Source organism: Nonomuraea sp. NPDC050790, from assembly GCF_044456745.1.
GTDB lineage: Bacteria > Actinomycetota > Actinomycetes > Streptosporangiales > Streptosporangiaceae > Nonomuraea.
Genome location: NZ_JBITGF010000001.1, coordinates 1,176,258 through 1,201,262 on the forward strand (window position 1 = coordinate 1,176,258; position 25,005 = coordinate 1,201,262).

General features: G+C 72.4%; 26 protein-coding genes. 11 read left to right on the forward strand and 15 right to left on the reverse strand.

Translation table 11 applies throughout. The features are described from left to right. Positions 1-922: 922 nt before the first annotated feature. Positions 923-1,513, reverse strand: a complete 591-nt coding sequence (locus tag ACIBEJ_RS05235) for a hypothetical protein (RefSeq protein WP_397181328.1) — start codon at positions 1,511-1,513, stop codon at positions 923-925. A 655-nt stretch (positions 1,514-2,168) separates the two neighbouring features. Next, positions 2,169-2,894: an SDR family oxidoreductase gene (locus ACIBEJ_RS05240; protein ID WP_397181329.1), complete on the reverse strand. Its 726-nt coding sequence runs from the start codon at positions 2,892-2,894 to the stop codon at positions 2,169-2,171. A gap of 67 nt (positions 2,895-2,961) precedes the next feature. On the opposite strand from ACIBEJ_RS05240, the gene ACIBEJ_RS05245 reads away from it, so the two are divergent. Then, positions 2,962-3,393 carry a MarR family transcriptional regulator gene (locus tag ACIBEJ_RS05245; protein WP_397181330.1) on the forward strand — a complete coding sequence of 144 codons (432 nt, stop codon included), beginning with the start codon at positions 2,962-2,964 and terminating at the stop codon, positions 3,391-3,393. Positions 3,394-3,680: 287 nt separating this feature from the next. Here ACIBEJ_RS05245 and ACIBEJ_RS05250 read toward each other — a convergent pair whose 3' ends face one another. From ACIBEJ_RS05250 to wrbA, 3 genes are all read right to left on the reverse strand, one after another. Continuing rightward, the gene (locus tag ACIBEJ_RS05250) at positions 3,681-3,911 is read right to left on the reverse strand and encodes a hypothetical protein (RefSeq protein ID WP_397181332.1); all 231 of its coding nucleotides are present in this window, start codon (positions 3,909-3,911) and stop codon (positions 3,681-3,683) included. 430 nt (positions 3,912-4,341) lie between these two features. Beyond that, positions 4,342-5,760, reverse strand: coding sequence for an MFS transporter (locus tag ACIBEJ_RS05255; RefSeq protein ID WP_397181995.1), 1,419 nt, complete (start codon positions 5,758-5,760; stop codon positions 4,342-4,344). 33 nt (positions 5,761-5,793) lie between these two features. Beyond that, the gene (wrbA, locus tag ACIBEJ_RS05260; protein WP_397181333.1) at positions 5,794-6,474 is read right to left on the reverse strand and encodes an NAD(P)H:quinone oxidoreductase; all 681 of its coding nucleotides are present in this window, start codon (positions 6,472-6,474) and stop codon (positions 5,794-5,796) included. A 78-nt stretch (positions 6,475-6,552) separates the two neighbouring features. Here wrbA and ACIBEJ_RS05265 point away from each other — a divergent pair, with 78 nt between their 5' ends. The 3 genes from ACIBEJ_RS05265 to ACIBEJ_RS05275 all read left to right on the forward strand — a co-directional run bounded on the left by ACIBEJ_RS05265 (position 6,553) and on the right by ACIBEJ_RS05275 (position 9,679). After that, positions 6,553-7,017, forward strand: a complete 465-nt coding sequence (locus ACIBEJ_RS05265) for a MarR family winged helix-turn-helix transcriptional regulator (RefSeq protein ID WP_397181334.1) — start codon at positions 6,553-6,555, stop codon at positions 7,015-7,017. 38 nt (positions 7,018-7,055) lie between these two features. After that, positions 7,056-7,526, forward strand: a complete 471-nt coding sequence (locus ACIBEJ_RS05270; RefSeq protein ID WP_397181335.1) for a nitroreductase family deazaflavin-dependent oxidoreductase — start codon at positions 7,056-7,058, stop codon at positions 7,524-7,526. Positions 7,527-9,289: 1,763 nt separating this feature from the next. Further along, complete coding sequence (locus ACIBEJ_RS05275; protein ID WP_397181336.1) at positions 9,290-9,679, forward strand: hypothetical protein; 390 nt, start codon at positions 9,290-9,292, stop codon at positions 9,677-9,679. On the opposite strand, the gene ACIBEJ_RS05280 is transcribed toward ACIBEJ_RS05275, so the two are convergent. The 5 genes from ACIBEJ_RS05280 to ACIBEJ_RS05300 are packed head-to-tail and all read right to left on the reverse strand — an operon-like array spanning position 9,672 to position 13,653. Then, entirely contained in the window at positions 9,672-10,283 is a 612-nt protein-coding gene (locus ACIBEJ_RS05280; RefSeq protein ID WP_397181337.1) for a class I SAM-dependent methyltransferase, read from the reverse strand. The genes ACIBEJ_RS05275 and ACIBEJ_RS05280 overlap by 8 nt on opposite strands. Continuing rightward, positions 10,280-10,894, reverse strand: coding sequence for a TIGR04282 family arsenosugar biosynthesis glycosyltransferase (locus ACIBEJ_RS05285; RefSeq protein ID WP_397181338.1), 615 nt, complete (start codon positions 10,892-10,894; stop codon positions 10,280-10,282). The genes ACIBEJ_RS05280 and ACIBEJ_RS05285 overlap by 4 nt, the downstream gene beginning before the upstream one ends. Positions 10,895-10,922: 28 nt before the next feature. Further along, entirely contained in the window at positions 10,923-11,300 is a 378-nt protein-coding gene (locus ACIBEJ_RS05290) for a hypothetical protein (protein ID WP_397181339.1), read from the reverse strand. After that, the gene (locus tag ACIBEJ_RS05295; protein WP_397181340.1) at positions 11,297-12,382 is read right to left on the reverse strand and encodes a molybdopterin-dependent oxidoreductase; all 1,086 of its coding nucleotides are present in this window, start codon (positions 12,380-12,382) and stop codon (positions 11,297-11,299) included. The genes ACIBEJ_RS05290 and ACIBEJ_RS05295 overlap by 4 nt, the downstream gene beginning before the upstream one ends. Beyond that, positions 12,379-13,653 (reverse strand): glycosyltransferase 87 family protein, encoded by a 1,275-nt coding sequence (locus ACIBEJ_RS05300; protein WP_397181341.1) that lies wholly within the window; start codon positions 13,651-13,653, stop codon positions 12,379-12,381. The genes ACIBEJ_RS05295 and ACIBEJ_RS05300 overlap by 4 nt, the downstream gene beginning before the upstream one ends. Positions 13,654-13,781: 128 nt before the next feature. Here ACIBEJ_RS05300 and ACIBEJ_RS05305 point away from each other — a divergent pair, with 128 nt between their 5' ends. Next, positions 13,782-14,762 carry an NAD-dependent epimerase/dehydratase family protein gene (locus ACIBEJ_RS05305; RefSeq protein WP_397181342.1) on the forward strand — a complete coding sequence of 327 codons (981 nt, stop codon included), beginning with the start codon at positions 13,782-13,784 and terminating at the stop codon, positions 14,760-14,762. Next, positions 14,759-15,418 carry a glycosyltransferase family 2 protein gene (locus tag ACIBEJ_RS05310; protein WP_397181343.1) on the forward strand — a complete coding sequence of 220 codons (660 nt, stop codon included), beginning with the start codon at positions 14,759-14,761 and terminating at the stop codon, positions 15,416-15,418. Before ACIBEJ_RS05305 ends, ACIBEJ_RS05310 begins: the two co-directional genes overlap by 4 nt. Here the strand turns inward: ACIBEJ_RS05310 and ACIBEJ_RS05315 are convergent. From ACIBEJ_RS05315 to ACIBEJ_RS05325, 3 genes are all read right to left on the reverse strand, one after another. Next, positions 15,415-16,704, reverse strand: coding sequence for an ArsB/NhaD family transporter (locus ACIBEJ_RS05315; protein ID WP_397181344.1), 1,290 nt, complete (start codon positions 16,702-16,704; stop codon positions 15,415-15,417). The genes ACIBEJ_RS05310 and ACIBEJ_RS05315 overlap by 4 nt on opposite strands. Further along, positions 16,701-17,144, reverse strand: coding sequence for a CBS domain-containing protein (locus ACIBEJ_RS05320; RefSeq protein WP_397181345.1), 444 nt, complete (start codon positions 17,142-17,144; stop codon positions 16,701-16,703). Before ACIBEJ_RS05320 ends, ACIBEJ_RS05315 begins: the two co-directional genes overlap by 4 nt. 98 nt (positions 17,145-17,242) lie before the next feature. Beyond that, the gene (locus tag ACIBEJ_RS05325) at positions 17,243-17,614 is read right to left on the reverse strand and encodes a DoxX family protein (RefSeq protein ID WP_397181346.1); all 372 of its coding nucleotides are present in this window, start codon (positions 17,612-17,614) and stop codon (positions 17,243-17,245) included. Between the two features lie 112 nt (positions 17,615-17,726). Between ACIBEJ_RS05325 and ACIBEJ_RS05330 the strand changes: the two genes are divergently transcribed. Next, positions 17,727-18,650 carry a sigma-70 family RNA polymerase sigma factor gene (locus ACIBEJ_RS05330; RefSeq protein WP_397181347.1) on the forward strand — a complete coding sequence of 308 codons (924 nt, stop codon included), beginning with the start codon at positions 17,727-17,729 and terminating at the stop codon, positions 18,648-18,650. Here the strand turns inward: ACIBEJ_RS05330 and ACIBEJ_RS05335 are convergent. After that, on the reverse strand, positions 18,617-19,156 hold the full coding sequence (locus tag ACIBEJ_RS05335) for a MarR family winged helix-turn-helix transcriptional regulator (protein ID WP_397181348.1): 540 nt from the start codon (positions 19,154-19,156) through the stop codon (positions 18,617-18,619). The two genes, ACIBEJ_RS05330 and ACIBEJ_RS05335, sit on opposite strands and share 34 nt — an antisense overlap. Before the next feature lie 80 nt (positions 19,157-19,236). On the opposite strand from ACIBEJ_RS05335, the gene ACIBEJ_RS05340 reads away from it, so the two are divergent. From ACIBEJ_RS05340 to ACIBEJ_RS05350, 3 genes are all read left to right on the forward strand, one after another. Continuing rightward, positions 19,237-20,025 (forward strand): alpha/beta fold hydrolase, encoded by a 789-nt coding sequence (locus tag ACIBEJ_RS05340; RefSeq protein ID WP_397181349.1) that lies wholly within the window; start codon positions 19,237-19,239, stop codon positions 20,023-20,025. Positions 20,026-20,143: 118 nt separating this feature from the next. Next, a complete protein-coding gene (locus ACIBEJ_RS05345) occupies positions 20,144-20,977 on the forward strand; it encodes a helix-turn-helix domain-containing protein (protein WP_397181350.1) in 834 nt (277 codons plus the stop codon). A 77-nt stretch (positions 20,978-21,054) separates the two neighbouring features. Then, positions 21,055-22,305, forward strand: a complete 1,251-nt coding sequence (locus ACIBEJ_RS05350; protein WP_397181351.1) for a ricin-type beta-trefoil lectin domain protein — start codon at positions 21,055-21,057, stop codon at positions 22,303-22,305. A gap of 10 nt (positions 22,306-22,315) precedes the next feature. Here the strand turns inward: ACIBEJ_RS05350 and ACIBEJ_RS05355 are convergent, their stop codons facing one another. Then, complete coding sequence (locus ACIBEJ_RS05355) at positions 22,316-23,947, reverse strand: alcohol dehydrogenase catalytic domain-containing protein (protein ID WP_397181352.1); 1,632 nt, start codon at positions 23,945-23,947, stop codon at positions 22,316-22,318. An 89-nt stretch (positions 23,948-24,036) separates the two neighbouring features. On the opposite strand from ACIBEJ_RS05355, the gene ACIBEJ_RS05360 reads away from it, so the two are divergent. Then, on the forward strand, positions 24,037-24,975 hold the full coding sequence (locus tag ACIBEJ_RS05360) for an AraC family transcriptional regulator (RefSeq protein WP_397181353.1): 939 nt from the start codon (positions 24,037-24,039) through the stop codon (positions 24,973-24,975). The last annotated feature ends 30 nt before the right edge of the window (positions 24,976-25,005 follow it).

The following is a 25,005-nucleotide window of genomic DNA, read 5'->3' on the forward strand; positions in this document are numbered from 1 at the left end:
GAAACGGCCGACGCCCAGATCGGTCTCGGCTCTGAGGGCTGCTCACCGCGCGACCACACATGAAACGGACCCAGGGACATTCGAAGGGACTCGCACCCGGCCACCATGGCGTGGCTCGGCACGAACGATCAGACTGGGAGAGCATGAGCACCGCCACGGGCCCCCAGCGCTTGTTCATGATCTAGCTAGCGCGCGGCAGTATCAGCCGGTCATGGGTCTCGGCCTGTACGCCCACCCCCACCTTCGAGATGGAGGATCCCCAAGGTGGCCACGTTGTATGAAGCGTCCCTCTATGCCGACGGCCGCTGGCAACATACGGCAGCTGAAGAGGAGCTCGACCAAGCCTGTGAGGCTCACCACGGCGACATAGGGGAATCTGCAGTTCAAGAAGTGGCTCACCATCGGCGAGTTCGACGACGCAGGCCCGCCGCCAATCTCTGTCACCGTCTACTGCCGCCACGCGACCGCACCCCACTTCTACCTGGACCTGGAAGGCTGCTGGACTGAGACGCTGCACGCGTTCGCCGAAGCACTGCCCGATGCCATGGATCTTCTCCCCCGTTGGGCTCCTATCGCCCAGGCCGCCTCCCTGACCGAACTGATCCGAGATCTGCGTGTCGGCAAGGTCAAAGGCCCAGACGATCTCCTGCAGCGGATCAAGCCGCCCCTCGACCGCTGACTTGCAGCTCTCTTCATGAGGTCCGGAACCATCAGACCGTCGCGACCCCATGCTGAGGTGTCTGACGGCAGGCGCGGTAGCCGTCAGACACCGGCACATCGGGTCTCTACCTGGGAAGGGGGACGGGCCAGGAGGAGCACGTTCTGGCGTCAGACGGGGCGCGGCCAGGAGGTCACGGAGGGCCAGGTGGCGACCGGGGGCGGGCTGGACATGTCCCCGGTCTTCCCGGATCGCCCCAGGATGTCAGGCCATCGCTTCCAATTCGGCCTCCAGTTGCACCGCGAGCCGGGTCCGCTCGCCTTCGTTCAGGACGCCGTCGCGCACGCGGCGCCGCGCCCATTTCGTCCAGCGCTGGCGCACCTCGACCGGCGCCATGTCGGCGGCCTCCGCCATGGCGGCCAGGCTCGCGCCAGCACCGGCGGCGGCGTGTACGGCGGCGCCGAACTCCCGGTTGCCGGCCCGGCCCAGCGCGGCCAGCAGCACCACGTCGCTCAGCGCGTCATCACCCAGGCGGGAGGCGGCCAGCTCACCGGCGTGCAGGTGCTCGACGTCGTCGGCGGCCGCCAGCCGCAGCACCCCGTCGTTCACGCCGGTGCTGGTGACGGGGCCGGTGATGGTGGCCAGGAAGGTGGCCAGCGCGTCCTGCAAGTCGGCGGCCGTGACGGCCAGCTGCCGGCGCTCGCCGTCGGCCAGATCGGCCTCGCCGAGTTGCGCGGTCAGCCGCCGTAGCTGGCTGGCGCAGCGAGTGCTGACGTCGAAGGCGGCGTCGACCAGGTCGCCGACCGCCGCATCCGCGTCGGCCACGGCGGTGTCGGGGTGATGCACGGTGGTCACAACCGTGAACGCTACGCCCGGCGCGGACTCCCCGCGGGGTGTTGGCGAGTCGGCGTGTCGCCGTACGGCAGCCACTCAAAGGGGTCGGCGCCGTGTCACTAGCGCTGCCGTACGCAGATCGGGCACGGACGTAGCGCTGACCTGCGGCGGAGGATGACACTGCGGCGCCGCCCGAGCCGTCGCCGGTGCCGAGTTCGCCATCGAAAGAAACGGGCTGACCTGCGATAGCGCTTATTGACGCGCAGGGGCCGTCCTCTTTGAGGATGACAGGTGCCGCTCACGCCCTACGCGGGGTCCTCGGGCAGCCAGTCCAAGCCGGGTAGCGGCAACGGGTCATCGGCGAGCAGGTCGGCCACGATCTCCACGGCGATCAGCTTTGGCTGCCTGTGGGCGTTGCCGTCAAGGCCCCTCTCACGTTTCGCCGTGGCCGTCGGGCTCGGCGCCGCGCCCGCCTCAGCGGCCGGAGCGTTTCGCAAGGCCGTTGCAGGAGTCCGGTGGCTTGCGCCGGCATATGAAACGGCCGACGCCCAGGTCGGCCTCGGCTCTGGCGGCTGTTCACAGTGCGACCACTCATGCAACACGCCCCCGGGCCGCCGGAACCCTGGCCGCGTTCTCATTTGTCCCGTCTCAAGCACCTTCTCTACGTGCTCACGGTTCAGGACAGGCCACCGTCCACGGCGATGCGCTGGCCGGTTACCCACCTTGCCGCATCGGACGCCAGAAAGGCGACGACGTCAGCGATGTCGTCCGGCTCCCCTACACGACCGAGCGGCGTCTGAGCTATGAGCGCTTCGACCTGATCCGGCGTCGCCGCGAAACCATCGGTGTCAGTCGGACCCGGCAGCACGCTGTTGACGGTGATGCCCCGTGGCCCGAGTTCGCGGGAGAAGGTGCGGACGAGGTGTTCGCCAGCCGCCTTGCTCGCTGCGTACAGAGCCTCACCGGGTGGGTTGAGGCGGGTGACAACTGAGGAGATGACCACGATGCGCCCGCCATCGCGCATTCGCCGCCCCGCTTCGCGCAGCGCGACGAAGGTGGCATGCGTATTCGGCGCGAAGACCCGCTGGTAGTCATCATCGGCGGCCTCGCTCAGCGGGCCGCGCGCGAACCCGCCGACGTTGTGCACCATCACGTCCAGCCTGCCGTACCGCTCGTCGGCCACATCGAACAGTGCCTGGAGCCGTTCCGGATCGGTCGCATCCGCCCGGACCATCGTGGCGTGCCCACCCTTTGCCTCGATCTCGGCAACGACCCGCCCTGCGGCCCTGCCGTCGTCTCGGTAACCCCCGACCACAGCCGTGCCGTCCGCGGCCAGCCGTAGCGCGACCGCCCGCCCGATCCCACGCGAGCTCCCAGTGACCACTGCCACACGCTTGACCACGATACTTCTCCTCACTAGTACATGCTCTTAACAGTTGAGGTAACGTACTAATAGTAGACTCTCGATCATGAGACTCGCACCTGAGGAACTCAGCCCCACCGAGGCGCTGCTCGAGCTGTGCTGCGTGGTCGAGGGAGTCCGGGCGAGGATCAGCCGCGCATTCGGCCTCACCCCCCAACAGGCCCAGCTCCTCACCGCGCTGGCCACCGGGCCGTTGTCCCACGGCGAGCTGGCCACTCGGATGCACTGTGACAAGGCCAATGTCACCGGCCTCGTCGACCGCCTGGAACGTCGCGAGCTCATTCGCCGCCGCCCCGATCCCAGCGACCGCCGCGTATCCCTGGTATCCCTCACCCACTGCGGGACGGAACTGGTCGAACGCTTCAAACAAGCCGTCGGTACGGCGATCGCCGTACCACTAACGTCGTTGACCCCCGCCGACCTCCACCACCTAGCCACCCTCGCCCAATCCACAGCCCAAACCCTGCGCCAGAGCTAGATGGTGTGTAGCCGGTCGGTGAACTACTGTCGCCCCGGCCCGTCTATGTCCGCGTCGGCGGCCGCCCGCTCCCACGCAGGATGAGAGGTGATCGCCGGTTCATCGCTGGCCGTGATGTTCCGCGGTTTGTGCACGTTGTCTCGTCTCACCGCGGGTGTGGCCCCCATGCGTGCTCTCGCGCGCGCGAGACGTGAGACATCGCGACACTGAGACGATCACCGGCCGTGACCAACGGCGGTGACGGCGCCAGCCCGGCGAACGTCACGACCTCCTGCGCAGGAGCTCCCTCAGGTGGGCGTGGCACCCACCCTGGCGTACCAGGAGGAGGTGTCCAACAGGGTCCGGCCCTGTTCCTCGCGGCGCCAGCCGGGCACCTGGCGGCCGGTCAGCCTGGTGACGGCGGCCGCCCGCTGGGCTTCAGTGGTGTCGCGGGCAGCGATCGTGCCGTGCCGCCCGTAACCGGGCACCCCGAGGGAGCTGTGCGGGCTCCGCCAGCCGTCCTCACGCAGCAGCTTCACGCGGGCATCGTCCCAGTCGCGGCCGAACGGCAAAGGGCTTCCGCCACAGGACCTGCGCGCCCACTGTCTTTCCATCTGCACGGCGTTGACACGCCACCACACCGGCGAGGACCAGGGAGCGGTCCCGGCGATCGCCGAGGAGTTCCCTGAGCTGCGCAAGGTGCTCTCCGACCTGCGCACTGACCATAACCAGCTGGACTGGCCTCGACGCTACGTCCTTGATCGCCTCGTGCTTCGGCGCGTGGTTCTCGCGGGACTCGCCCAGCAGCCGCAACGCGCGCTGGGCGAACCTCGGGCGGGAACTGACGTGGCATCGCTCCATCCTCCAGGAGAAGTCGGAACTCAATCCAGGACGGTTCACATGCACCGCCCCGTGAGGTGGTACGCGGACACAGGGTGCGGCGAGCGAATCCCGCGGTGTCGCCTGCGGTCAGCCGCGCCGGTGCCGAGGCAGCAGCATGCTGGCCACCGCGATGGCCAGGCCGAGCCCGGCCGCCATGAGGAAGACCAGGCCATACCCGGCGGCGAGGGCGTCGGCCGGGGAACTCCCGCCGGCCTCCGACGCGGCTCTGGCGCCGGCGGCCGTCGCGAGCACCGCCAGGCCGATCGACCCGCCCACCTGGCTGGCGGTTTGGGCCAAGCCGCCGATGATCCCCGCGTCGCCCTCAGGAACGTCGGCGGTCGCCGCGGCCATGAGAGTGGGGAAGGTCAGCCCGATGCCGACCGCGATGAGCAGCGTAGGCCCGAGCACGCTGGTGGCATAGCCGCTGCCGGCGTGAGCCAGGGAGAGCCAGCCGAAACCGCCCACGAAACAAGCACTGCCCGACAGCAACAGAGGCCGCACGCCGGTGCGCGGCAGCAGGGCGGCGGCCCACCGCGCGACCAGCATGAACATCACCGCCGCGGGTGTCTGCCCGAGCCCGGCTTGCAGCGCGCTGTAGCCGAGGACGTTCTGCAGGAAGAGCGAGGTGAAGTACCACATCGCGATGGCGATTCCGCCGAACAGCAGCAGCATGCCGCTGCCGACCGCCACCCCGCGGATCTTGAACAGCCGCAGTGGCACCATCGGCTGGGCGGCGAAGCGTGCCTCTACCACGATGAAGACGACGAGTAGGAGCAGGCCCGCCACGATCGGCCCGATGACCAGCCTGGACGACCAGCCGTGATCGGCGCTCTGCATGACCCCGTAGATCAGCGCGGCCAGCCCCGCCGTCCCGGTGAGGGCGCCCGTTAGGTCGAGCGATCCTCGCCGGCTGCCTCGCGTGCCGGCCAGCGACATCGTCGCCGCGACGATCAGCATCCCGCCGATGGGCGCGTTGATGAGGAAGACCCACCGCCATGACAGGCCGGTGGTGATGGCGCCGCCCGCGATCGCGCCGGCGAGCCCGCCCACACCGCCTGCGGCGGACCAGGCACCGAACGCCTTGGCGCGCGCGCCCGGCTCGGTGAAGGAGGTGTTGATCACGGCCAGTGTCGCCGGGGCCATCAGGGCGGCTCCGATGCCCTGCGCGAGGCGGGCGGCCACCAGGACCTCCGGAGCGGTTGCCAGGCCGCCGGCCAGGCTTGCGAGGGAGAACAGGCAGATCCCGGCGACCAGCATCCGGCGCGGACCGTACAGGTCGGCGGCACGGCCACCCAGCAGCATCAATCCGGCGAAGGTGAGCAGGTAGCCGTTCACCACCCAGGCCAGGCCGGTGGGTGTGAAGCCGAGGTCCTCGCGCACCGAGGGCAGGGCCACGTTCACGATGGACGAATCCAGGATCACCATGAACTGGCAGGCGCACGCCAGCGCCAGAACCAGCCAGGCGGGCCCGGTGCGCGGTCCGGCCCGCTGCGTCTCGATGTTGATTGTCTTTGACTTCCTCCCCGGCCAACCCGCCGCTCACGCGGGCCGGGAGGCCGTAGCGGCCAGGGCTTCGCGGGCGTTTCCGCCGTGCGCGCCGGCATCGCTGACGCGCCCGCTGCCCAGCAGCCGGATCGTGATCTGGGCCAGCCGCTGCCCCTGGTACCTGGCCGCTGCCAGCACCGCGGTGTCCGGGCCGTCGCCGGTCGGGCCGGTCACATGCGAGGTGCCATAAGGGTTGCCCCCGGCGGCGTACACGACCGGATCGGTGAACCCGGGCGGCACGATCAGGGCTCCCCAGTGGTAGAAGACGTTGCCCAGCGACAAGATCGTGGCCTCGCTGCCGCCGTGCCGGTTGAACGCCGAGGTGAAGGCCGTGACCGGCTTGTCGGCCAGTCCGCCTTCGTGCCACAAGCCGCCGGCCTGGTCGATGAACTGCTTGAGCTGCGCGGCAGGAGCGCCGAACCGCGTCGGCGTCCCGAACGCGAACGCATCGGCCCACGCCAGGTCATCGATCGAGGCCTCGGGGATCGACCCGGCGGCGTCGGCGTGCCGCCGCCACAGCGGGTTCTCATCGATCGCGCTGGCGGGCGCCAGTTCGGCGACCCGCCGCAGCCGCACCTCGGCCCCGGCCGAGGCGGCGCCCTCGGCGACGGCCTGCGCGAGCGCGTGCACGCTGCCTGTCGCGCTGTAGTAGATGACGGAGACCTTCACGGTCATGCCCGGCTCCTCAACGTCGAATAGGATTGATTATGCGCATAATAGTTATGCGCATAACTAATCCGTCAAGGGGAGCCCATGGACTTCGAGCACGCCGACGCCCTCAACCAAGCCATCCGCCTGTTGAGCCTGCGCCACCGGGCCAGGGCCGCATCACTGCTGGCCCCGCTCGGCCTGCACACCGGCCAGGAGGCGCTCCTGCTCGAACTCACCCGATCCGGTCCGATGATCGGCGCCCAGCTCAGCGATGCGCTTGGCATCGAACCGCCCAGCGTCACCCTCATGACCCGCAAACTCGAAGCCGGCGGCCACATCCGCCGCACCCCCGCCCCCTCCGACAAGCGCGCCAGCATCGTCGAACTCACCGACAGCGGCAAAGCTCTGGCCGAGCAGGTCAAGCAGCTGTGGTGCGCTCTGGCGGAGGAGACCGTGGCCGGCCTGCCCGCTGAAACGGTGGCCGGACTACCCGGCATCCTCAACACCTTGACCGACAACGTGGACACCAGGCGCCCCACCACCCACACGACCGCCGGCACGGTCTAGTCGCGCAATCGCGACCGGCCGGGCACGTCGATCGAGGCATGGCGTTGACCGGTGACTACGAACCGAGCGCGTCGGGATGGGTCCGCGAGCACGTCGAGCAGATCGTGCGCACCGGCACGACCGACGGCGTCACGATCAGTGGACTGCCCACCGTGCTGATGACCTACCGGGGTGCCAAAACCGGGAAGGTTCGCAAGACGCCGCTGATGCGTGTCGAGCACGCGGGGCGCTACGCGGCTGTCGCCTCCACGGGGGGCGAGCCGACCAACCCGCAGTGGTACGCCAGCCTGGTCGCCGAGCCGGTCATCGAGCTTCAGGACGGCGAGGTGGTCCGGGAGTACCGGGCGCGTGAGGTGTTCGGGGAAGAGAAGGCCCTCTGGTGGAGCCGGGCGGTGGACGCGTACCCGGACTACGCCGGCTACCAGCGCAAGACCGACCGCCAGATCCCGGTCTTCGTACTCGAACCGGTCCGCGGAGGCACACCAGCCGGTGACGGCACCGAGCGCTAGCGTTGCGAGCGTCGGCCGCATCCGCTTTGCCGGTGATCCGGTAGTGGCCGAACACGGTCCACTCGATGTCGTCGGTCAGGCACGAGAGGATCTGCTCGTGGTCGGAGGCGTTGAACCCGGCGATGTACCGCTCGACGACGCGCTTGTTCTCGGACATGGTCTCTCCTCGTGGTTCCCGGTCGTTCACGGAGGGGTCGGCGCCGGTCGGGGGTTCTCGACGTGCCCGCGCATCTTTCCGGTGAAAAGGGTCCGGGGGAGAAGCGCGGCGAGGGCGGCGGCCAGGAGGGGCAGGCCGGCGGCGACGGCCACGATCGCCGGCCAGGGTCTCGAACGCGACCCGCGCCGGGTCGTTCCACGAGGTGGACACGGACAACGGCCACACCAGCGACATCCCGGCGAGACCTCCGGCGAGCGCGCCGGTAACCGACGCCAGCGCCGCGCTCAGACCCGCGCGGAGGGCGCGGAACCACCGGAAGGCCGAGTCCTGCCGCAGGACCCGGGCGTGCCGCGCGTCCGCGGCCCTGCCGGAGCGGGCCCTCAGCGCGCAGACGAGGGCGGCGAGGAGCAACGCCCCGATGACCGGCGGCCAACCGGCCGGGGCCTGGAAGCCCCGCTCGACGTAGACCTCCGCGACCGCGTCGTCCAGCAGGTCGTCGAGGCGCTCGCGCTCCTGTTCCGTGACCCGGCGGACGGCGGGGTCGACGATCAGCGACTGCGGCTGGAGCCGGAAGCCGAGGTCCCGGACGATCTTCGAAGGGATGAAGATCGTCTGCGTGTTCGGGTCGGTGGTCCTGGCCGTGACCGCGGGGACGGTCTTGCCGGCGGACGGTTCGTCGGCGTCGCCGATCGTGTAGGACAGCAGCACCGAGTCCACCGGCACGCCGGCCGACGTGATCACCACGGCGGTGTTCTCGTCATAAGGCGTCGACTGATCACCCGTGAGATACCGCAGCAGCCTCGCGTCACCGACGATCTGCGGCCAGTGGTAACCCGTGTCTGGAATGCGGACGTCCGCGGCGTCCGCCGAGAAGTTCCAGAGCGTCTCCGGAGGGTGCACGATCTCGGCGATCGGCACCCCGGGCAACTCCCGCTGGACGGCTGCCCGAACGGCGCCCGCTTCGGTCTCCGACAAAGGCGGCCTGAACTCGGCGGCCGACCGGATCACGAGAGCGCCGGGGCGGGCCAGGGGGGCGTACGCGGCCCGGTCCTGCGTCGCCTCCCCGGCTGCCACGACCGTCAGCGCGACGCCGCAGGCCGTCGCCATCATCGCCAGCGTGATCGCGGGGGCCGAGCGGCCCCGGTGATGGGCCAGGTCGCGCACCGCCAGGCGGAAGGGCGGCGGCAGCCGTTCCCCATGGGGGCGGGAGAGCTGGAGCAGCCACGAGGGCAGCGGGCCGAGACCGGCGACGACCAGGCCCGCGCCCGCGAGGGTGAGCAGCAGCAGACCGAGGGACTCGATGGCGCCGCGACGCCCGTCGCCATGCGCCAGCCACGCGCCGAGCACCATCAACGCGGCCCCGGCCACCGACACGGACAGTCCCGCGACGACGAACCCCCACCTCATGGCCCCGTGGCGGCCGTCCGGAGCGGAGAGCGCGGCGGCGGACGCGGCGCAGGCCGCGGGGACCCCTGCGATCAGCACGAAGGTCAGGCCGACCAGCACGTTCGCCGCAAGATCGACAGACATGGCGAAAGGGTAGTGCCTCGGGCGTCCACCGTTACGATCTCCGGTGAAGCCACTCGGACACCCCCTGGAGTCAGGCATGTCACCCATCTCCCGGTTCGCCGCAATCTCTGCCGCCGTGCTCGGTCTGCTGTTCATCGCTCTGGAGACTTTCCGGCGTGGCCTCGCCGCCCTGGGGACGACGCCGGTCACCGTCCTGGAGGACTATGTCGCGGGCCTGCTGCTCATCGTCGCCGCGGCGGCGCTGTTCCGGTCCGCCCGCATGGGGTGGCCGTTGATGCTGGCGGCCGGCGCGTACGCCACCGGCATGATGACCTCCAGCCTGTGGGGACAGGTGGAGGCGCAGCTCAAGGGCGAGACGTGGGAGTCGCAGCAGGTCACGGTGATCGCCGTCAAGGCGTTCCTGTGGCTGCTGCCGCTGGTGCTGAGCCTGCTGTCGCTGCGGGAGCTGCGCGCTCCGGTCAGGTGAGGCGGGCCAGCCAGCGTCCGGCGACCGTCCAGCAGCGAGCGGAGGGGAAGCCCGCGCTCGCGGCCACCCGGGCGACGTCGGCGGCCGAGACCGTGGCCCAGGCGAACCATTCGCCGGTCAGCTCGCCGCGGCGCAGCCGTACCCGGTCGACGCGGCTCGGCTCCCGGGGCGGGGCGAGGTCGGCGAGGACCGCGCCGCCCGGCCGGACGAGCTCGCGGATGCGGCGCAGCAGGGCCTGGGGGTGGCCGCCGATGCCGATGTTGCCGTCGGCCAGCAGCGCGGTGGACCAGCGGCCGGTGCCGGGCAGGTCGTCGAAGACGTCGCGCAGCAGGGCGCGACCGCCCGCGCTGCGGGTCAGGCCGACGGCGCTCGGCGTGATGTCGATGCCGAGCGCGTAGCCGCCGCGCCTGGTCAGGGCCGCGGTCAGACGTCCCGGGCCGGAGCCGATGTCCAGGGTGGGGCCGCGGCACTGGCCGAGCAGCGCCTCGTCGGCGGCGTCCAGGCGGAACCACGGGCCGCTGTCGAGCGGGCGGGTCGTGCCGTCGAGGTGCTCGATGAGCGCGGGCGCGCCGGTGAGCGCCTCGGCGTACAGCTCTCCGATCATCGGCCCATCTCCCGCAGAAGCCCGGCGAAACGGGTGCGCGGCGCGTGGGCGGCGACGTGCGCGGCGTCGGCGGCGGTGTCGACGTCGGTGAGCTCCGGCAGATGATGTACGGCCAGGCCCGCCCGCTCCAGCCGGTCGAGCTGACGCTTGCCGGTCTCCGGATGGGACATGGGCACGCCCAGCAGCAGCGCGGGATCGGGCACGCGCAGGCCGAGCAGCCAGAAGCCGCCGTCGGCCGCCGGTCCGAAGACGGCGTCGTGGCAGGTCAGCGCCTCGCCCGCGGCGGCCAGCAGTTCCGGCGTGACCTGCGGCGTGTCCATGCCGATGAGCACGACCGGGTCGGGCCGCAGCCGGTGGGCGTCGGCGAAGGCCGCGGCCAGGCGTTCGTCGAGGCCGTCGCCGCGCTGCGCGATGATCGCGTACCCGGCGGGCAGCCAGCCGCCCGGCAGCCCGTCCAGCGCCAGCAGCCGCTGCGTGGCGGGGGCGGCGGCGACCGCGCGCAGGCTGTCGGCCAGCGCCGCCTCCGCCAGCGCCGCGGCCTGCCCGGGGCTGAACGGCGGCGTGAGCCTGGTCTTGACCCGGCCGGGCACGGGCTCCTTGGCGAGGACCACGATCTGGGCGCGTGGCTCCGCGGTACGGCTAAGCAGAACGATCAGTCCTTACGAGGAGGCGGCGGGCCGGCGCGACCAGCACGAGCGCAGCCAGCACGAGGGCGAGGTTGAGCGGGTAGTCCAGCGGCAGGATCGACGGGTTGTCGGGCCTGCGCCCGAGGGCGAGCACGGTCGGCAGCGTGGCCGCGGTCAGCAGGGCGGCCACGATGACGCTCGCCCGCCGGGCGGGCGGCCACCGGCCGACGACCGTTCCGGCCAGCAGCGCCGCGGGCATGAGCAGCGCGTCGTGCGCGAAGAGGATGGCGCCGAAGCACACGGCCCAGCCGATGACGATGCCGTCGCGGGTGAGCCCGGTGAGGCCGACGCCGATCAGCGCGACCCCCACCCCATAAGCCAGATATTTCATGACACGCGCACCTCGCTCACCCACTTCGTCTGCTGGACACCGGGACGGTTCGGCGCGATCAGGCGCACCGGGTAGCCGTGGTCGGGGTCGAGCGTGCGCGCGTTGAGCTTCAGGGCCAGCAGCGTCAGCGGGTCGTTCCAGTGCGGCGGGCGGACCTCGCTGCTGCGGTAGTAGCCCGCGCGCTCCAGCGACTCGACGGTGACGAGGGCGCCGGGTGCGGCCCCGGCGGCGGCCAGCAGGTCGCGCAGCCGTACGCCGGTCCACTCGCACTCGACGCTCCAGCCCTCCACGCACGCGATCGGCAGCCGGACGGTGTGCTGCGGCAGCCGCAGGAGGTCCGCGTAGCCGAGGAACAAAGGGGTGCGGACCGCCCCGGTGACGGTCAGCCGGTAGCCGCTCACGCGCTCGACGCCGGCCGCCGCGGCCGAGCGGTTGACCGGCACGCCCTGGGGTCCGGCGCGCGGGTCGCGGGGGGCCAGCACGGCCAGCCGTTCCAGCGGCGTGAGCGTCTCACCCGCGGTGACCAGGGCGGTCAGCCCGCAGGCGGCGGCCACCGTCCAGAGGAACCTGCGCCGGTCCTGGCTCTCCACCCGGGTCCAGGCGCCCTTGCGGATCTTCGCCCACTCGGTGGCCACGTGGATGACCAGCGCGCCGTAGACCAGGTAGGCGGTCCAGTAGTGCGCCTGAAGGAAGCCGAACGGCCACGGGTAGACGTAGGCGATGTTCAGCAGGCCGGTGACGAGCTGGAACAGCGCGCCGCCCACCAGGACCAGGACGAACAGCCGCTCGATGCCGTGCCCGGCCGAGCGCAGCGGCGGCCACTGCCACAGCTTCGGGTAGACCGCCCACAGCTTGGCCAGCAGCAGCGGCACCGTGGCGATGCCGCCGACGACGTGCAGCCCCTGGGTGACCCGGTAGAGGTTGACCGGGCGCGAGGGCCACAGCAGCCAGGCGGGCGGATGCTGCAGGAAGTGGCTGAACAGGCCGGTGGCGAAGGCCACGGTGAAGCTCACCCCGAGCCAGAGGCCGAGCTTGGCGGCCACCTGTTCCGAGCGCAGGGCACTGGTGAAGCGCGCGATCATCGCGCCACCTCCAGGTCACGGGATCGGCGGGCGGCGAGCACGGCCAGGGCGGCCGCGCCGTAGAAGAGCGTGGCGGGGACGGGGCCGGCCGCCGGGCCCAGGACGTAGGCGACGGCTCCGGCCAGGGCCACGCCCAGCCACTCCCACCGGCCGGCCATGGCGGCGAGCGCGACCACGAGCAGCGCGTACCAGGAGTAGCCGGGCGTGAACAACAGCAGCATCGAGCCGGTGACCAGCAGCGCGCCGTCGAACGGGCGGCCGGCGTCGCCGTACCGCAGGACGAGCAGGGCGAGGAGGACGAGCAGCGCGATCGCTGCGTACGGCGCCCAGCCGTCGGGCAGCACCAGCCGCAGGAGCAGGTAGCGGTTCCCGCCCCCGGCGGCGTCGTAGCGTTCCTCGGCGAGGTAGCCGGGCAGGTAGCCGGCGACCGAGCCCGCCGAGACCAGCACGTACGGCAGGTAGGCCAGGGCCACTACCAGCGCCGCGGGCAGCGCGACCGCCACGATCCGCCGCCAGGAGGGCCGTGCCAGCACGCCGGGCAGCACCGCCAGCGGCAGCAGCTTGGCGGCGATCGCCGCGCCGAGCAGCGCCCCGCGTGCCGGGCCCGCGGAGCTCGTGGACAGGGCGAGCACGACGAGCAGCACGGCCAGCATGTCCACGTGCGCGTTGTTGACCGCCTCGATCGGCACCGCCGGGCACCACGCCCAGCAGGCCGCCGCGCGCGGGTCGCGGCGGGCCAGCGGTAGCAGGACGGCCACTGCCATCACCCAGCCGCCGACCTGCAGCGCCTTGTGCCGGACGCCGTCCGGGGACAGCCAGTGGACCAGCAGGAAGTACCCCTGGGCGAGCGGCGGGTAGATGGTCGGCACCGTGGGCCTGTTGACGCGCGTGCACCCGCCGTCCGGCAGCGGTGACAGACCGGCCGCCCCGCACGTGGCGGGGAACAGCCACGCGTCGCGCAGCGGAGCGAGCGCCCGGTCGGCGGGCGGATGGTCGTAGGGCGCGATGCCCGCCGCCTGCACCCGGCCGTCCCAGGCGTAGCGGAAGGAGTCGGTGCTGCTGCTCGGCGGCGCCGACAGCCCGGTCGCCGCCAGCACGATCCCGCCCGCGACCACCAGCACGCCGAGCCGGCGCTCGGGCAGCCGCCTGGCCGCCCACAACGCGACGGCGAACAGCGCCCAGGCGGCCAGGTACCAGCCCAGGCGCGGCGGCCCGGCCACCGTCACGACCAGCACGGCGGCCAGGAGCACGAGCACCGCTCCGACCCTCATGGACGAAGCCTTTCACCGATGCTGCGCTCCGTTACCGCCCGCTCACCCGACGTTCGCGGGCCGTAAGAGTTCTTACGAAGCGCGAACGTCGCTTCAGTACGGCCGGCCCCCTGACTAGCGTCGATGACGTGAAGGTCATGGTCACCGGCTCGGCCGGGTTCATCGGGAGCCACGTCGCCGAGGCGCTGGAGGCGGACGGGCACGAGGTCGCCGGCCTGGATCTGGCGCGGGGCGACGACGTGCGCGACGACGCCGCGCTGGACCGCCTGCTGCCCGGAGTCGAGGCCGTCGTCCACCAGGCGGCCAAGGTCGGGCTCGGCGTGGACGTGGGCGATCTGCCCGGCTACGCCTCGGTCAACGTGTACGGCACCGCCGTCCTGCTGGCCGCGATGGCCAGGCACCGGGTGACCCGGCTGGTCCTGGCCTCCTCGATGGTCGTCTACGGCGAAGGCGCCTACGCCTGCCGCGAGCACGGCCCGGTCCGCCCCGGCCCGCGCGCCGTCCCCGACCTCGACCGGGGGCGCTTCGACCCGGTCTGCCCGCGCTGCGGCGCAGCCGTCCAGCACGCGGTCATCGCCGAGGACGCCCCGCCCGACCCCCGCAACGCCTACGCCACGAGCAAGCTCGCCCAGGAGCACCTGGCCGCCAACTGGGCCCGGGAGACCGGCGGCACCGTCGTGGCCCTGCGCTACCACAACGTCTACGGCCCCCGTATGCCCCGTGACACCCCCTACGCGGGCGTGGCCGCGATCTTCCGCTCGGAGCTCGAGGCGGGCAGGGCGCCGCGGGTCTTCGAGGACGGTGGCCAGCTCCGCGACTTCGTCCACGTGCGCGACGTGGCGCGGGCCAACCTCGCGGCCCTGCGCACGCCCCCGCTCCCGGGCACCCTGGCCGCCTACAACATCGCCAGCGGCGCCCCGCACACCGTCGGCCAGATGGCCGACGCGCTGTCCGGCGCCCGCGGCGGCCCGCCGCCGGCGATCACCGGCGGCTACCGGCTGGGCGACGTGCGCCACATCGTCGCCTCGCCCGCCAAGGCCGAGGCCGCGCTGGGCTTCCGCGCCGAGATCGGCTTCGAGGCCGGGATGAAGGAGTTCGCCTGGTCATGACCGTCGACGTGATCCTGCCCTGCCTCGACGAGGAGGCGGCGCTCGGCTGGGTGCTGGGGCGCATGCCGGACGGCTACCGTCCCATCGTCGTGGACAACGGCTCCACCGACCGCACCGCCCAGGTCGCCCGCGACCTCGGCGCGGAGGTGGTGAGCGAGCCCCGGCGCGGGTTCGGCGCCGCCTGCCACGCGGGGCTGCTCGCCGCCCGCGCCGACCTCGTCTGCTTCATGGACGCCGACGCCTCCCTCGACCCACGCCGGCTACCCGAGGTCGCCGCGCCGGTCGCCGAGGGACGGGCCGGCCTCGTCCTCGGGGCCAGGCGCCCTCGGGCCGCCGGGGCCTGGCCCTGGCACGCCCGGCTGGGCAACGCCGTGCTGGCCAGGGAACTGCGCCGCCGTACCGGGGCGGAGTTGTCGGACCTGGGGCCGATGCGGGCCGCGCGGCGGGTTCCCCTCGTGGACCTCGGGCTGGCCGACCGGCGCTTCGGCTATCCGCTGGAGATGGTCCTGCGGGCGGCGGCGGCCGGATGGCGGATCGCCGAGGTGGAGGTCGGCTACCTGCCGCGGGTCGGCCGCTCGAAGGTGACCGGCACGGTCCGCGGCACGATGCGCGCGATCTCCGACATGCGCCGCGTCATGGCCGCCCACCGCCCCTAGAGGTAGCGCAGCCACAGATAGGGCGTGACCAGGGCGATGGTGACCAGGGTGACGACCAGCCCGTACTTGGTGAACTGCCAGAAGCTGATCGGGGTGCCGTTGCGGGCGGCGATGCCGACGATCACGACGTTGGCCGCGGCGCCGACGGCCGTGGCGTTGCCGCCCAGGTCGGCGCCGAAGGCCAGCGCCCACCACAGCACCTGCGCCGTCTCGCCGCCGCCGTTGGCCTGGACCAGTCCCTCGACGATCGGGCTCATCGTGGCCACGTACGGGATGTTGTCCACGATCGCCGACAGCCCCGCCGAGGCCCACAGCAGCGTCATCGTCGTCAGCCCGAGCTGGCCCCGCGTGGCGTCGGCCGCGGCCTGGGAGATCTGCCCGATCACGCCGGTGTGCACGAGCGCGCCGACCATGACGAACAACCCGGCGAAGAACACCAGCGTCGGCCACTCCACCTCCGCGATGGCCTCCTCGGTGGTGACCTTGGTGGCCGCCACCAGGATGCCGGCGCCGAGCACCGCGACGACCGACGGCTCGTAGTGCAGCACCGGGTGCAGCACGAACGCCGCCATCACCAGTGCCAGCACCACGAGCGACTGCCACAGCAGGCGGCGGTCCTTGATGGCCTCCCGCTCGTTCAGCGTCATGATCGCGGCGGCCCGCTCCGGGTCGTAGCGGAAGTGCCGCCGGAACAGGAACTTGCACATGATCACGAAGGCGACCATCAGCAGGATCACCATCGGCGCCATGTGGACGAGGAAGTCGTTGAACGACAGCCCGGCCCGGCTGGCGATGATGATGTTCGGCGGATCGCCCACGAGCGTCGAGGCGCCGCCGATGTTGGAGGCCATCGCCTCGGCGATCAGGTACGGCACGACCGGCAGCGCCAGCCGTTCGCACACCAGGAAGGTCACCGGCGCGATCAGCAGCACCGTCGTGACGTTGTCCAGCAGCGCCGACGCCGACGCGGTGATCACCACCAGCAGCACCATCAGCCGGTACGGCCGGCCCTTGGCCCGCTTGGCCGCCCAGATCGCCAGGTACTCGAACACCCCGGTCTGCTTCAGCACCCCGACGATGATCATCATGCCGAGCAGCAGGAAGACGACGTTCCAGTCGATGCCCGTCGACTCGTCGAAGAACGCGGTGCCGGCGTCGGTGGCGTGGATCAGCAGCATGATCCCGGCCCCGCCCAGCGCCGCCGCGACCCGGTGCACCCTCTCGGTGGCGATCAGCGCGTACGCGCCGAGGAAGACGGCGACCGCCAGCCACGCGGTCACCGTCATGAAGCGAGCACCCGGTCGAGCAGCGCCTGCAGCGTGACCGCGCCGAGCAGCCGGTCGTCCTCGACGACCGCGACCAGCGGGCTGTGGGTCCTGGCCATGAGCGCCGCGAGTTCGAGGACGGTGGCGTCGGGGTCGGTGATGGGCAGTTCGCGTTCGGTCTTCGGCAGCGCCGCGCGGACCGTGCGGTCGGCCAGCGTCCGCAGGAACTCGTCGGCGTGGGCCTCGTCGATGACCCGCGCGAGCGCCGGATCGTCCTGGCAGTAGCCCGGCACGGCCAGCCGCAGCACCTGGGTGCCGGGCAGGATGCTGGCGGGCAGCCCGCGTTCGTCCACGACGATCAGCCCGGGCAGGTCCTGGTCGGCCAGCAGCCTGGCCGCCTCGATCACCGGGGTGTCCGGCGTGACGGTGGGAAAGTCGGCGAGCAGGTCACGCGCGCGCATCGGCGGGCCCCTTCCGGGTCGGCGAAGAAACCGCCGACCAGACTTCCCGGCACACCCGGGAACAACGTACCAACGACCGCCGCGCCTGTCATCGACGGTCAGCCGAGGGTGAAGCGGCCCCAGGCGACGAAGGCGGCCAGGGCCAGGTAGACCACGTTCCCGACGGACGGGAGGATCTCCCGCCGGCGCAGGTGGGTGATCATCGCGCCGATCATCAGCAGCACGACCCCGACCGCGGCGAGCGGCACCAGGATGGGCGCGATGCCGGTGACGGCGGGCAGGATCAGCCCGGCGGCCGCCAGGAGTTCGATGACCGCGACGGTCCTGAGGAAGCTCTGGCTGAAGCCGGCGGTCCACCCGGCGCCGCGTACCTTGGCCAGCTTCTCCTTGGGCACGACCAGCTTGCCGACGCCCGCGATGAGCAGGGCGGCGGTCAGCACTCCGGCGCTGATCCACAGGGCGAGGTTCATGACGGTGCTCCTTGCGCTAGATGCCGGTGGGCGGGGCATTCTTGGTGTACGCCTCGTTGTCGGCCCTCTAAGACAAAGGACCCCGGCGACCTGTGACACCGCGGAGGGGTTCGTGCCGGGAACGACCGAGGGGACCGGCGCGGGCTACCGGCCGCTGCTGTTCTCCATCGCCTACGGGATGACCGGTTCCGTGGGGGACGCCGAGGACCTCGTGCAGGAGGCGTTCCTCGGTCTGGCCAAGGCGCGCCACGCGGGCACCCCGATCACTGACGTGAAGGCGTACCTGACCACGGCGGTCACCCGCCGGGGGATCAACCACCTGGGCTCGGCGCGGGTGCGCAGGGAGAGGTCCGTGGGCGACCGGCTGCCCGAGCCCGTCGTGGTCCTGCCCGGGACGCCGGGACCGGCCGAGCACGCCGAACTGGCCGAGGCGCTGTCGATGGCCTTCCTCGTGCTGCTGGAGTCGCTGTCGCCGGTCGAGCGGGCGGTGTTCACGCTGCGCGAGGTCTTCGGGTACGGCTACGCCGACCTGTCCGGCATGATCGGCAAGAGCGAGGCCAACTGCCGTCAGATCTTCGCCCGCGCCCGGCAGCGCATCGCCGCGGAGGGGCCGCCGGGCGGCGCCTACTCCGTGGAACGCCGGGCCGAGGGCAGGGAGCTGGCCCGCAGGTTCTTCGCCGCCGCCGAGGGCGGCGACCTGGACGCGCTGCTCGGCCTGCTCGCGCCGGACGTGGTGCTCCACACCGACGGCGGCGGCCGGGCGAAGGCGCTGAGCGGGCCGGTGGAGGGGCGGACGCCCGTCGCGCGGCTGCTGCTCGGCGTCTGCCGCAGGGGCGCGGCGCTCGGCGTCACCCTGCGGTCGGCCCTGGTCAACGGCCGGCCGGGCGCCGTCATGTACGACGCGGACGGCGGCGTGCTCAGCGTGGTCGGGCTCGACCTCGACGACGGCGTGGTCCGGGCGGTCCGCGCGATGTCCGACCCGGCCAAGCTCGGCCATGTGGGTCAGGGCGTGGCGGTGGACGGGGTGTCGCCGTAGGACTCCAGCAGGCCCGACATGATCGCGGCGAACCGGTCGCGGTCCTTCGCGTTCAGTGAGCGCAGCAGGCGGGCCTGGTTGGCGAGGTGCTCGGGCAGCACCCGGTCGATGACCTCCAGGCCGAGCGGGGTCAGGCGGATCTTGACCGAGCGCCGGTCGGCGGTGTCGCGTACCCGGGTGACCAGGCCCTTGTCCCGCATCCTGTCCACGCGCAGGGTGATGGCGCCGGTGGTGACCAGGGAGACCTTGAGGAAGGTGCCTGCGGTCAGCTCGTACGGCTCGCCCGAGCGCCGCAGCGTGGACAGGACGTCGAACTCGCCGGGTTCGAGCCCGTGCTTGGCGAGCAGGTCCTTGATCTCCATGTCCCACATGCGGGAGATCCGCATGAGCCTGCCGACGACGCCGATGGGCGAGACGTCCAGGTCGGGACGTTCCCTGCGCCACTGCTCCAGCACCGCGTCCACCGCGTCGGCCATCTCGAACCTCCCAAATAGGTGAGCGCTCATCTACTTGACACTCACATAACCGCTCATTATCTTAGCGCTCATCTTATCAGTTATCGCTTTTCGTTCAGGGGTTGATCCACATGCCTTTCACCTCCGTCCGGGGTACCAAGGTGCACTACGAGGTCGACGGCGACGGGCCGGGACTGGCTCTGGTCCATGGCACCGGCGGCGACGCCGAGAAGGTCTTCGGCAACGTCGTGCCGTATTTCGCGGACACCCACCGGGTGATCCGCCCCAACTTCAGCGGCAGCGGGCTGACCGAGGACGACGGCTCCGAGCTGACCGTCGAGCTGATCGCCGAGCAGGTGGCCGCCGCCGTCGAGGCCGCGGCCGACGGCCCGGTGGACCTGCTGGGCTTCTCGCTCGGCGCCGTGGCCGCCGCGGCCGTGGCCGCGACCAGGCCGGAACTGGTGCGCGGGCTGGTGCTGGCCGGCGGCTGGGCGCACTCGACCGGCCCGCGCGACGCCTTCTACTTCGAGACCTGGCGCCGCCTGCTGGACACCGACCGCGACCTGTTCAAGCGCTTCTCCGCGCTGACCGGCTTCAGCGCCGCGACGCTGGACGCCTTCGGCCACGAGGGGCTCGCCGCCTCCCAGGCCGACGCGTGGCCGCCCGCCGGGATCGGCCGCCAGATCGACCTCGGGGCCCGCGTGGACATCAGGGACCTGCTGCCCGCAATCACCGCCCCCACGCTGGTCGTCGGGTTCGGCGGCGACGCCATGATCCCCATGGAGGGCTCGCGGCAGCTCCACCTGGGCATCGCCGGCAGCCGCCTGGCCGAGGTGCCGGGGGAGGGGCACATGGACTGGTTCGCCGACCCCGCCGGCCTGGCCGGCCTCACCCGCGCGTTCCTGTCCGAGCGGCGGTGAAGGCCGGCAGCGCGGCGGCGGTGCGCGCCGGGTCCTCCAGAAGCGGCGAGTGGCCGAGGCCGGGCAGCATCTCGCCGCCGGGTGGGCGCCGCCGGGTCTTGAACGAACGTTCCCTAGCATGGAGGCCGTGCGGACCTTCGTCCACGGCGCGGCCACCTGGGGGGTCGCGGTGCCCCGGCGGCCCCTGCGGGCGGCCGGCGTCGCCATGGCCGGGTTCCGGGTCCGCGACCTGGACACCCTGCGGATGGTCGCGCACCCGGCCGTGACGCTGCTGCTGGAGTTCGGAGGCGGCGCACCCGTCCTCGACTACACCGGCGGCAGGCAGGGCGGCAGCCTGGCCACCGGGCCCGGCTTCGGCGCCGGCGGCGCGGTCTGGGCGCGGGGCGAGAACGTCGAGTGCGTGCAGGTGCGGCTGTCCCCGCTGGTCGCCCGTGCGGTCCTGGGCGTCTCACCGGCCGAGCTGGACGGCGTCGCGGCGCCCCTGGGCGACCTGTGGGGCGGGCAGGCGCCGCTGATCCTCGAACGGCTGAGCGAGGTCCCCTCGTGGGAGGAGCGCTTCGCCCTGCTCGACACGCTGCTCGCCCGCCGGTGCGCGGCGGGCTCGCGGGTGGACCCCGAGGTGGCCTGGGCCTGGCGCCGGATCACCGGCGGGCGCGGCCTGGCCAGGGTCGACGGGCTGGCCGCCGAGGTCGGATGGAGCAGGAAACGCCTCTGGTCGCGCTTTCGCGCGCAGATCGGGCTGCCGCCCAAGCGCGCGGCCCGGCTGGTCCGCTTCGACCACGCCGCGCACCGCCTGGTCGCCGGTGACAGCGCCGCGGGGGTCGCCGCCGAGCTGGGCTACGCCGACCAGTCCCATCTGCACCGGGAGGTCATGGGCTTCGCCGGGACGACCCCGGCGGCCGTCGCGCAGGAGACGTTTCTCGCCGTCGACCATCTCGCCTGGCCCACGTGAATTTCGGAGAGAGCGCTCTCTTGACAGGCGGCTTACGGTGCCGGACAGTCACCAGTAAATTCAAGTGAGGTGACCGAATGGATCGCACCCCCCGTTCCAGAAGGCTGCTCGCCTTAGGCGCCGCCCTCGCCACCGTCGTCGCCATGCTGGCCCCCCTGACGGGAACCGCCACCGCCACCGCGACGGCCGCCCCGCCTCCCGGCCCCCTGGTCTGGTCCGACGAGTTCAACGCCGCCGCGGGCAGCGCCGTGGACGCGTCGAAGTGGCGCTTCGACGTCGGCGGCAGCGGCTGGGGCAACAACGAGCAGCAGTACTACACCAGCAGCACCCGCAACGCCGCCCACGACGGCGGCGGCAACCTCGTGATCACCGCCCGCAGGGAGAACCCCGCCAACTACCAGTGCCACTACGGCACCTGCCAGTACACCTCCGCCCGGCTGCTCACCGCCGCCACCTTCACCCGGGCCTACGGGCGCTTCGAGGCCCGCCTGAGGGTGCCGCGCGGCCAGGGCATCTGGCCGGCGTTCTGGATGCTGGGCAACGACATCGGCTCGGTCGGCTGGCCGGCCAGCGGCGAGATCGACATCATGGAGAACATCGGCCGCGAGCCCAGCACCGTCCACGGCACCATCCACGGCCCCGGCTACTCGGGCGCCGAGGGCATCGGCGGCGCGTACTCGATCAGCGGGGCCTTCGCCGACGCCTTCCACACCTTCGCCGTCGACTGGTCGCCGAACCTGATCATCTGGTACGTGGACGGCGTCGAGTACCAGCGCCGCACCCCAGCCGACCTGGGCGGCGACCGCTGGGTCTTCGACCACCCGTTCTTCATGATCATGAACGTGGCCGTCGGCGGGCACTGGCCCGGCTACCCCGACGCCACCACCACGTTCCCGCAGACCATGACCGTCGACTACGTCCGCGTGTACGCCCCGCCGGCGGGCGGCGGCGGCCGGATCACCGGCATCGGCGGCAAGTGCGCCGACGTGGCCGGCGCGAACCCCGCCAACGGCACGCCGGTGCAGCTCTGGGACTGCAACAACACGACCGCCCAGAACTGGACGTGGAACGGCGACGGATCGGTGCGGGCCCTGGGCAAGTGCATGGACGTCACCTCCGCCGGCACCGCCAACGGCACGCCGATCCAGCTCTACGACTGCAACGGCACCGGCGCCCAGCGCTGGACCTTCAACTCCGGCACGGGACAGATCGTCAACCCGCAGTCCGGCCGATGTCTCGACGCGACCGGGGCGAGTTCCGCCAACGGCACCCGGCTGCAGATCTGGGACTGCACCGGCGCCGCCAACCAGCGCTGGACCCGCGCCTGACATTATTCGATTATTGAGAACGCGCTCTCTCAATTGTCACGGCGACCTTTCCCCGGATTTCCCCGCGCTCGGCCGCGCGGTGCAGGTCCGCCAGTGACTCCAGCGGCCGGGCGCCCGCCTCGACGCCCACCACGCCCTTGTCGATCAGCGCCACCAGTTCCGCGAGCTGGCCCGGGTCGTTGCGGGCCACGAAGTGGACGGCACGCGGATGGTCGATCGGGTGGGTGATCGAGACGAACGCGCCGGCGAGCCCCGTCAGCGCGGGCGCCCCGGCCACCAGGTTGATCAGCAGGTCGTTGCCGCCGGGCAGGGGCGCCGCCGTGTAGTCGACGACCTCGTCGGCGCCCAGGGCGCGCACGGCGGCGGCGCTGCGCGGGCTCGCGGTCGCCACGACATAAGCGCCCGCGTGCTTGGCCAGTTGCACCGCGAACAGCCCGACCCCGCCGCCCGCCCCGTTGACGAGCACCCGGTCGCCCGGCCCGACGCGGCCGTGCTCGAAGACCGCCTGCCACGCGGTGAGCCCGGCCACGGGAACCACCGCCGCCCACGCCAGCGGGATCCGCTCCGGCGCCCTGACCAGCATGCTCGCCCGCGCGAGCGCGTACTCGGCCGCCGCCTCGCCGATCAGGCCGATCACCCGGTCGCCGGGGGCGAACTCGCCCGCCCCGGTGACGACGGTGCCCGCGACGTCCCAGCCGAGCGTGTGCGGCAGTGTGATGCCGAGCGTCTCCTCCAGCAACCCCATCCGCAGCCCGACCTCCGACGGGTTGAACGAGGTCGCCGCCACCCTGATGAGCACCTCGCCGGGTCCGGGCCGCGGCACCGGCACCTCGTCCAGCGAGATGGCCGAGGCGTCGCCGTACTCGTGGACGCGGGCGGCCCGCATCGTGCCCAGGAAGTCCGCGGCGTGCTCGCTCGCCCAGGTCGCGAACGTGCTCGCGGGCACGCCCGTGATCTCCTCCACGGTCCCGGTGGGCACGGGTCCCGGCGCGGCCAGGGCCCGCAGCATCCCGTCCACGGCCGGCTCGGGCCATCCCAGCGCGAGCATCCGCGCCCGGGCCTCATGCACGGGCTCCTCCTCCCAGCGCACCGGGCGCCCGATCGCCGCGCCGATCGCCCGCGCCTGCTCCCGCCGGGTGAGCGCCCGCGGGCCGGTCAGCATGTGGACCGCGCCCTGATGGCCGCCGTCGAGCAGCGCCCGTACCGCGACGGCGGCGATGTCGCGCTCGTGGACGGGTGAGGAGCTCGCGTCGCCGTACGGCTGCCGCACCACCCCCGCGCGCACCTGCTCGGCCCACCGGAGCGTGTTGGCCGAGAACGCGTGCGGGCGCAGCACCGTCCACTCCCGCGCGTACGTCGCGACCAGGCCCTCGATCTCCGCCTCGTACGGCCGCACGGCCGCCGAGGACAGGTACACCACGCGCCGCGCGCCGATCACTTCGAGCACCTCGCGCGCGCCCCGCGCCGAGGCGAACGGCCACAGCAGGAACACCGCGTCCACGCCGTCCAGCGCCGCCGCCAGCGCGACCGGGTCGGTCAGCTCTCGCGTCACGGCCCGCACCTCGGCGCCCGCGTCTCGCAGTTGTGTCACCAGGGGGCGGCCGACCGTACCGGTGGCCCCGCTGACCAGGACTCTTGTCATGACGTCCACGCTAGGACCCGTGGCGGAGGCGTCCAATGCGCCGACGTCCCCGATTGATACGCGATCATCTCGATGGCTAGACTGCCGCCATGGACGTCCTGAGCGACGTGATCGCCTCCATGCGCATCGGCGTGCCGCGCTCGGCGCGGGTCGAGTGGCCGGCTCCCTGGGGGCAGCGCTTCCCGTCGGCGCCCGGCTCGGCGGGCTTCCAGGTGATTCTGCAGGGTTCGTGCTGGGCGATCCCGCCGGACGGCGAGCCCATCCCGGTCGGGACCGGCGACGTGCTGTTCTTCCCCCACGGCCACGGCTACGCGCTGGCCGACTCGCCCGCCACCCCCGTCGCCGAGCCCGATTGCGACCCCTACGCCGAGGCCGAGCTGTTCGCCACCGCCGCCATGGACGGCGACGGCCCCGTCACGGTGACGCTCTGCGGCGGCTACCGGCTCGACTCCGGCCGGGCGCACCCGCTGCTCAGAGACCTGCCCGAGATGCTCCACCTGCCCGCCAGGCTGGGCCACAACACCGACCTGCGTGCCGCGGTGGAGCTGCTCGGCAAGGAGTTCGACCGTCCCAGGCCGGGCGTGGACCTGGTGGTGTCGGCGCTGCTGGACACCCTGCTGCTGTACATCCTGCGGGCGTGGTTCGACGTCTCGGCCGAGCACTGCGCGCCGGGCGGCTGGGTCGCGGCGCTGGCCGACCCCGCGATCGGCACCGCCCTGGACCGCATCCACCGCGATCCCGCCCACCCCTGGACCGTGGAGTCGCTCGGCCGCCACGCGGGCCTGTCCAGGGCGGCGTTCTCCCGCCGTTTCTCCGAGCTCGTCGGCCGGCCGCCGCTGACGTACCTGACCTGGTGGCGGATGGGCACCGCCGCGCGCATGCTGCGCGACTCCGACGCCGCGCTGGGCGAGCTGGCCACCGCCGTCGGCTACAGCTCGGAGTACGCCTTCTCCCACGCCTTCAAGCGCCAGTACGGCATGGCCCCCGGCAAGTACCGCCGCCTGGGCTGCCCGCCCGCCTCCGCCTGACCTGCCCGCCCGAGGCACCTCCCGCCCGAG

What these genes read in the sequence shown, in the direction of transcription:
- ACIBEJ_RS05245 (WP_397181330.1), top strand. Translation starts at nt 2,962, where the DNA reads ATGAGACTCGCACCTGAGGAACTCAGCCCCACCGAGGCGCTGCTCGAG.
- wrbA (WP_397181333.1), bottom strand. Translation starts at nt 6,474, where the DNA reads ATGACCGTGAAGGTCTCCGTCATCTACTACAGCGCGACAGGCAGCGTG.
- ACIBEJ_RS05265 (WP_397181334.1), top strand. Translation starts at nt 6,553, where the DNA reads ATGGACTTCGAGCACGCCGACGCCCTCAACCAAGCCATCCGCCTGTTG.
- ACIBEJ_RS05270 (WP_397181335.1), top strand. Translation starts at nt 7,056, where the DNA reads ATGGCGTTGACCGGTGACTACGAACCGAGCGCGTCGGGATGGGTCCGC.
- ACIBEJ_RS05275 (WP_397181336.1), top strand. Translation starts at nt 9,290, where the DNA reads ATGTCACCCATCTCCCGGTTCGCCGCAATCTCTGCCGCCGTGCTCGGT.
- ACIBEJ_RS05280 (WP_397181337.1), bottom strand. Translation starts at nt 10,283, where the DNA reads ATGATCGGAGAGCTGTACGCCGAGGCGCTCACCGGCGCGCCCGCGCTC.
- ACIBEJ_RS05290 (WP_397181339.1), bottom strand. Translation starts at nt 11,300, where the DNA reads ATGAAATATCTGGCTTATGGGGTGGGGGTCGCGCTGATCGGCGTCGGC.
- ACIBEJ_RS05295 (WP_397181340.1), bottom strand. Translation starts at nt 12,382, where the DNA reads ATGATCGCGCGCTTCACCAGTGCCCTGCGCTCGGAACAGGTGGCCGCC.
- ACIBEJ_RS05300 (WP_397181341.1), bottom strand. Translation starts at nt 13,653, where the DNA reads ATGAGGGTCGGAGCGGTGCTCGTGCTCCTGGCCGCCGTGCTGGTCGTG.
- ACIBEJ_RS05310 (WP_397181343.1), top strand. Translation starts at nt 14,759, where the DNA reads ATGACCGTCGACGTGATCCTGCCCTGCCTCGACGAGGAGGCGGCGCTC.
- ACIBEJ_RS05315 (WP_397181344.1), bottom strand. Translation starts at nt 16,704, where the DNA reads ATGACGGTGACCGCGTGGCTGGCGGTCGCCGTCTTCCTCGGCGCGTAC.
- ACIBEJ_RS05320 (WP_397181345.1), bottom strand. Translation starts at nt 17,144, where the DNA reads ATGCGCGCGCGTGACCTGCTCGCCGACTTTCCCACCGTCACGCCGGAC.
- ACIBEJ_RS05325 (WP_397181346.1), bottom strand. Translation starts at nt 17,614, where the DNA reads ATGAACCTCGCCCTGTGGATCAGCGCCGGAGTGCTGACCGCCGCCCTG.
- ACIBEJ_RS05335 (WP_397181348.1), bottom strand. Translation starts at nt 19,156, where the DNA reads ATGAGCGCTCACCTATTTGGGAGGTTCGAGATGGCCGACGCGGTGGAC.
- ACIBEJ_RS05340 (WP_397181349.1), top strand. Translation starts at nt 19,237, where the DNA reads ATGCCTTTCACCTCCGTCCGGGGTACCAAGGTGCACTACGAGGTCGAC.
- ACIBEJ_RS05345 (WP_397181350.1), top strand. Translation starts at nt 20,144, where the DNA reads ATGGAGGCCGTGCGGACCTTCGTCCACGGCGCGGCCACCTGGGGGGTC.
- ACIBEJ_RS05350 (WP_397181351.1), top strand. Translation starts at nt 21,055, where the DNA reads ATGGATCGCACCCCCCGTTCCAGAAGGCTGCTCGCCTTAGGCGCCGCC.
- ACIBEJ_RS05355 (WP_397181352.1), bottom strand. Translation starts at nt 23,947, where the DNA reads ATGACAAGAGTCCTGGTCAGCGGGGCCACCGGTACGGTCGGCCGCCCC.
- ACIBEJ_RS05360 (WP_397181353.1), top strand. Translation starts at nt 24,037, where the DNA reads ATGGACGTCCTGAGCGACGTGATCGCCTCCATGCGCATCGGCGTGCCG.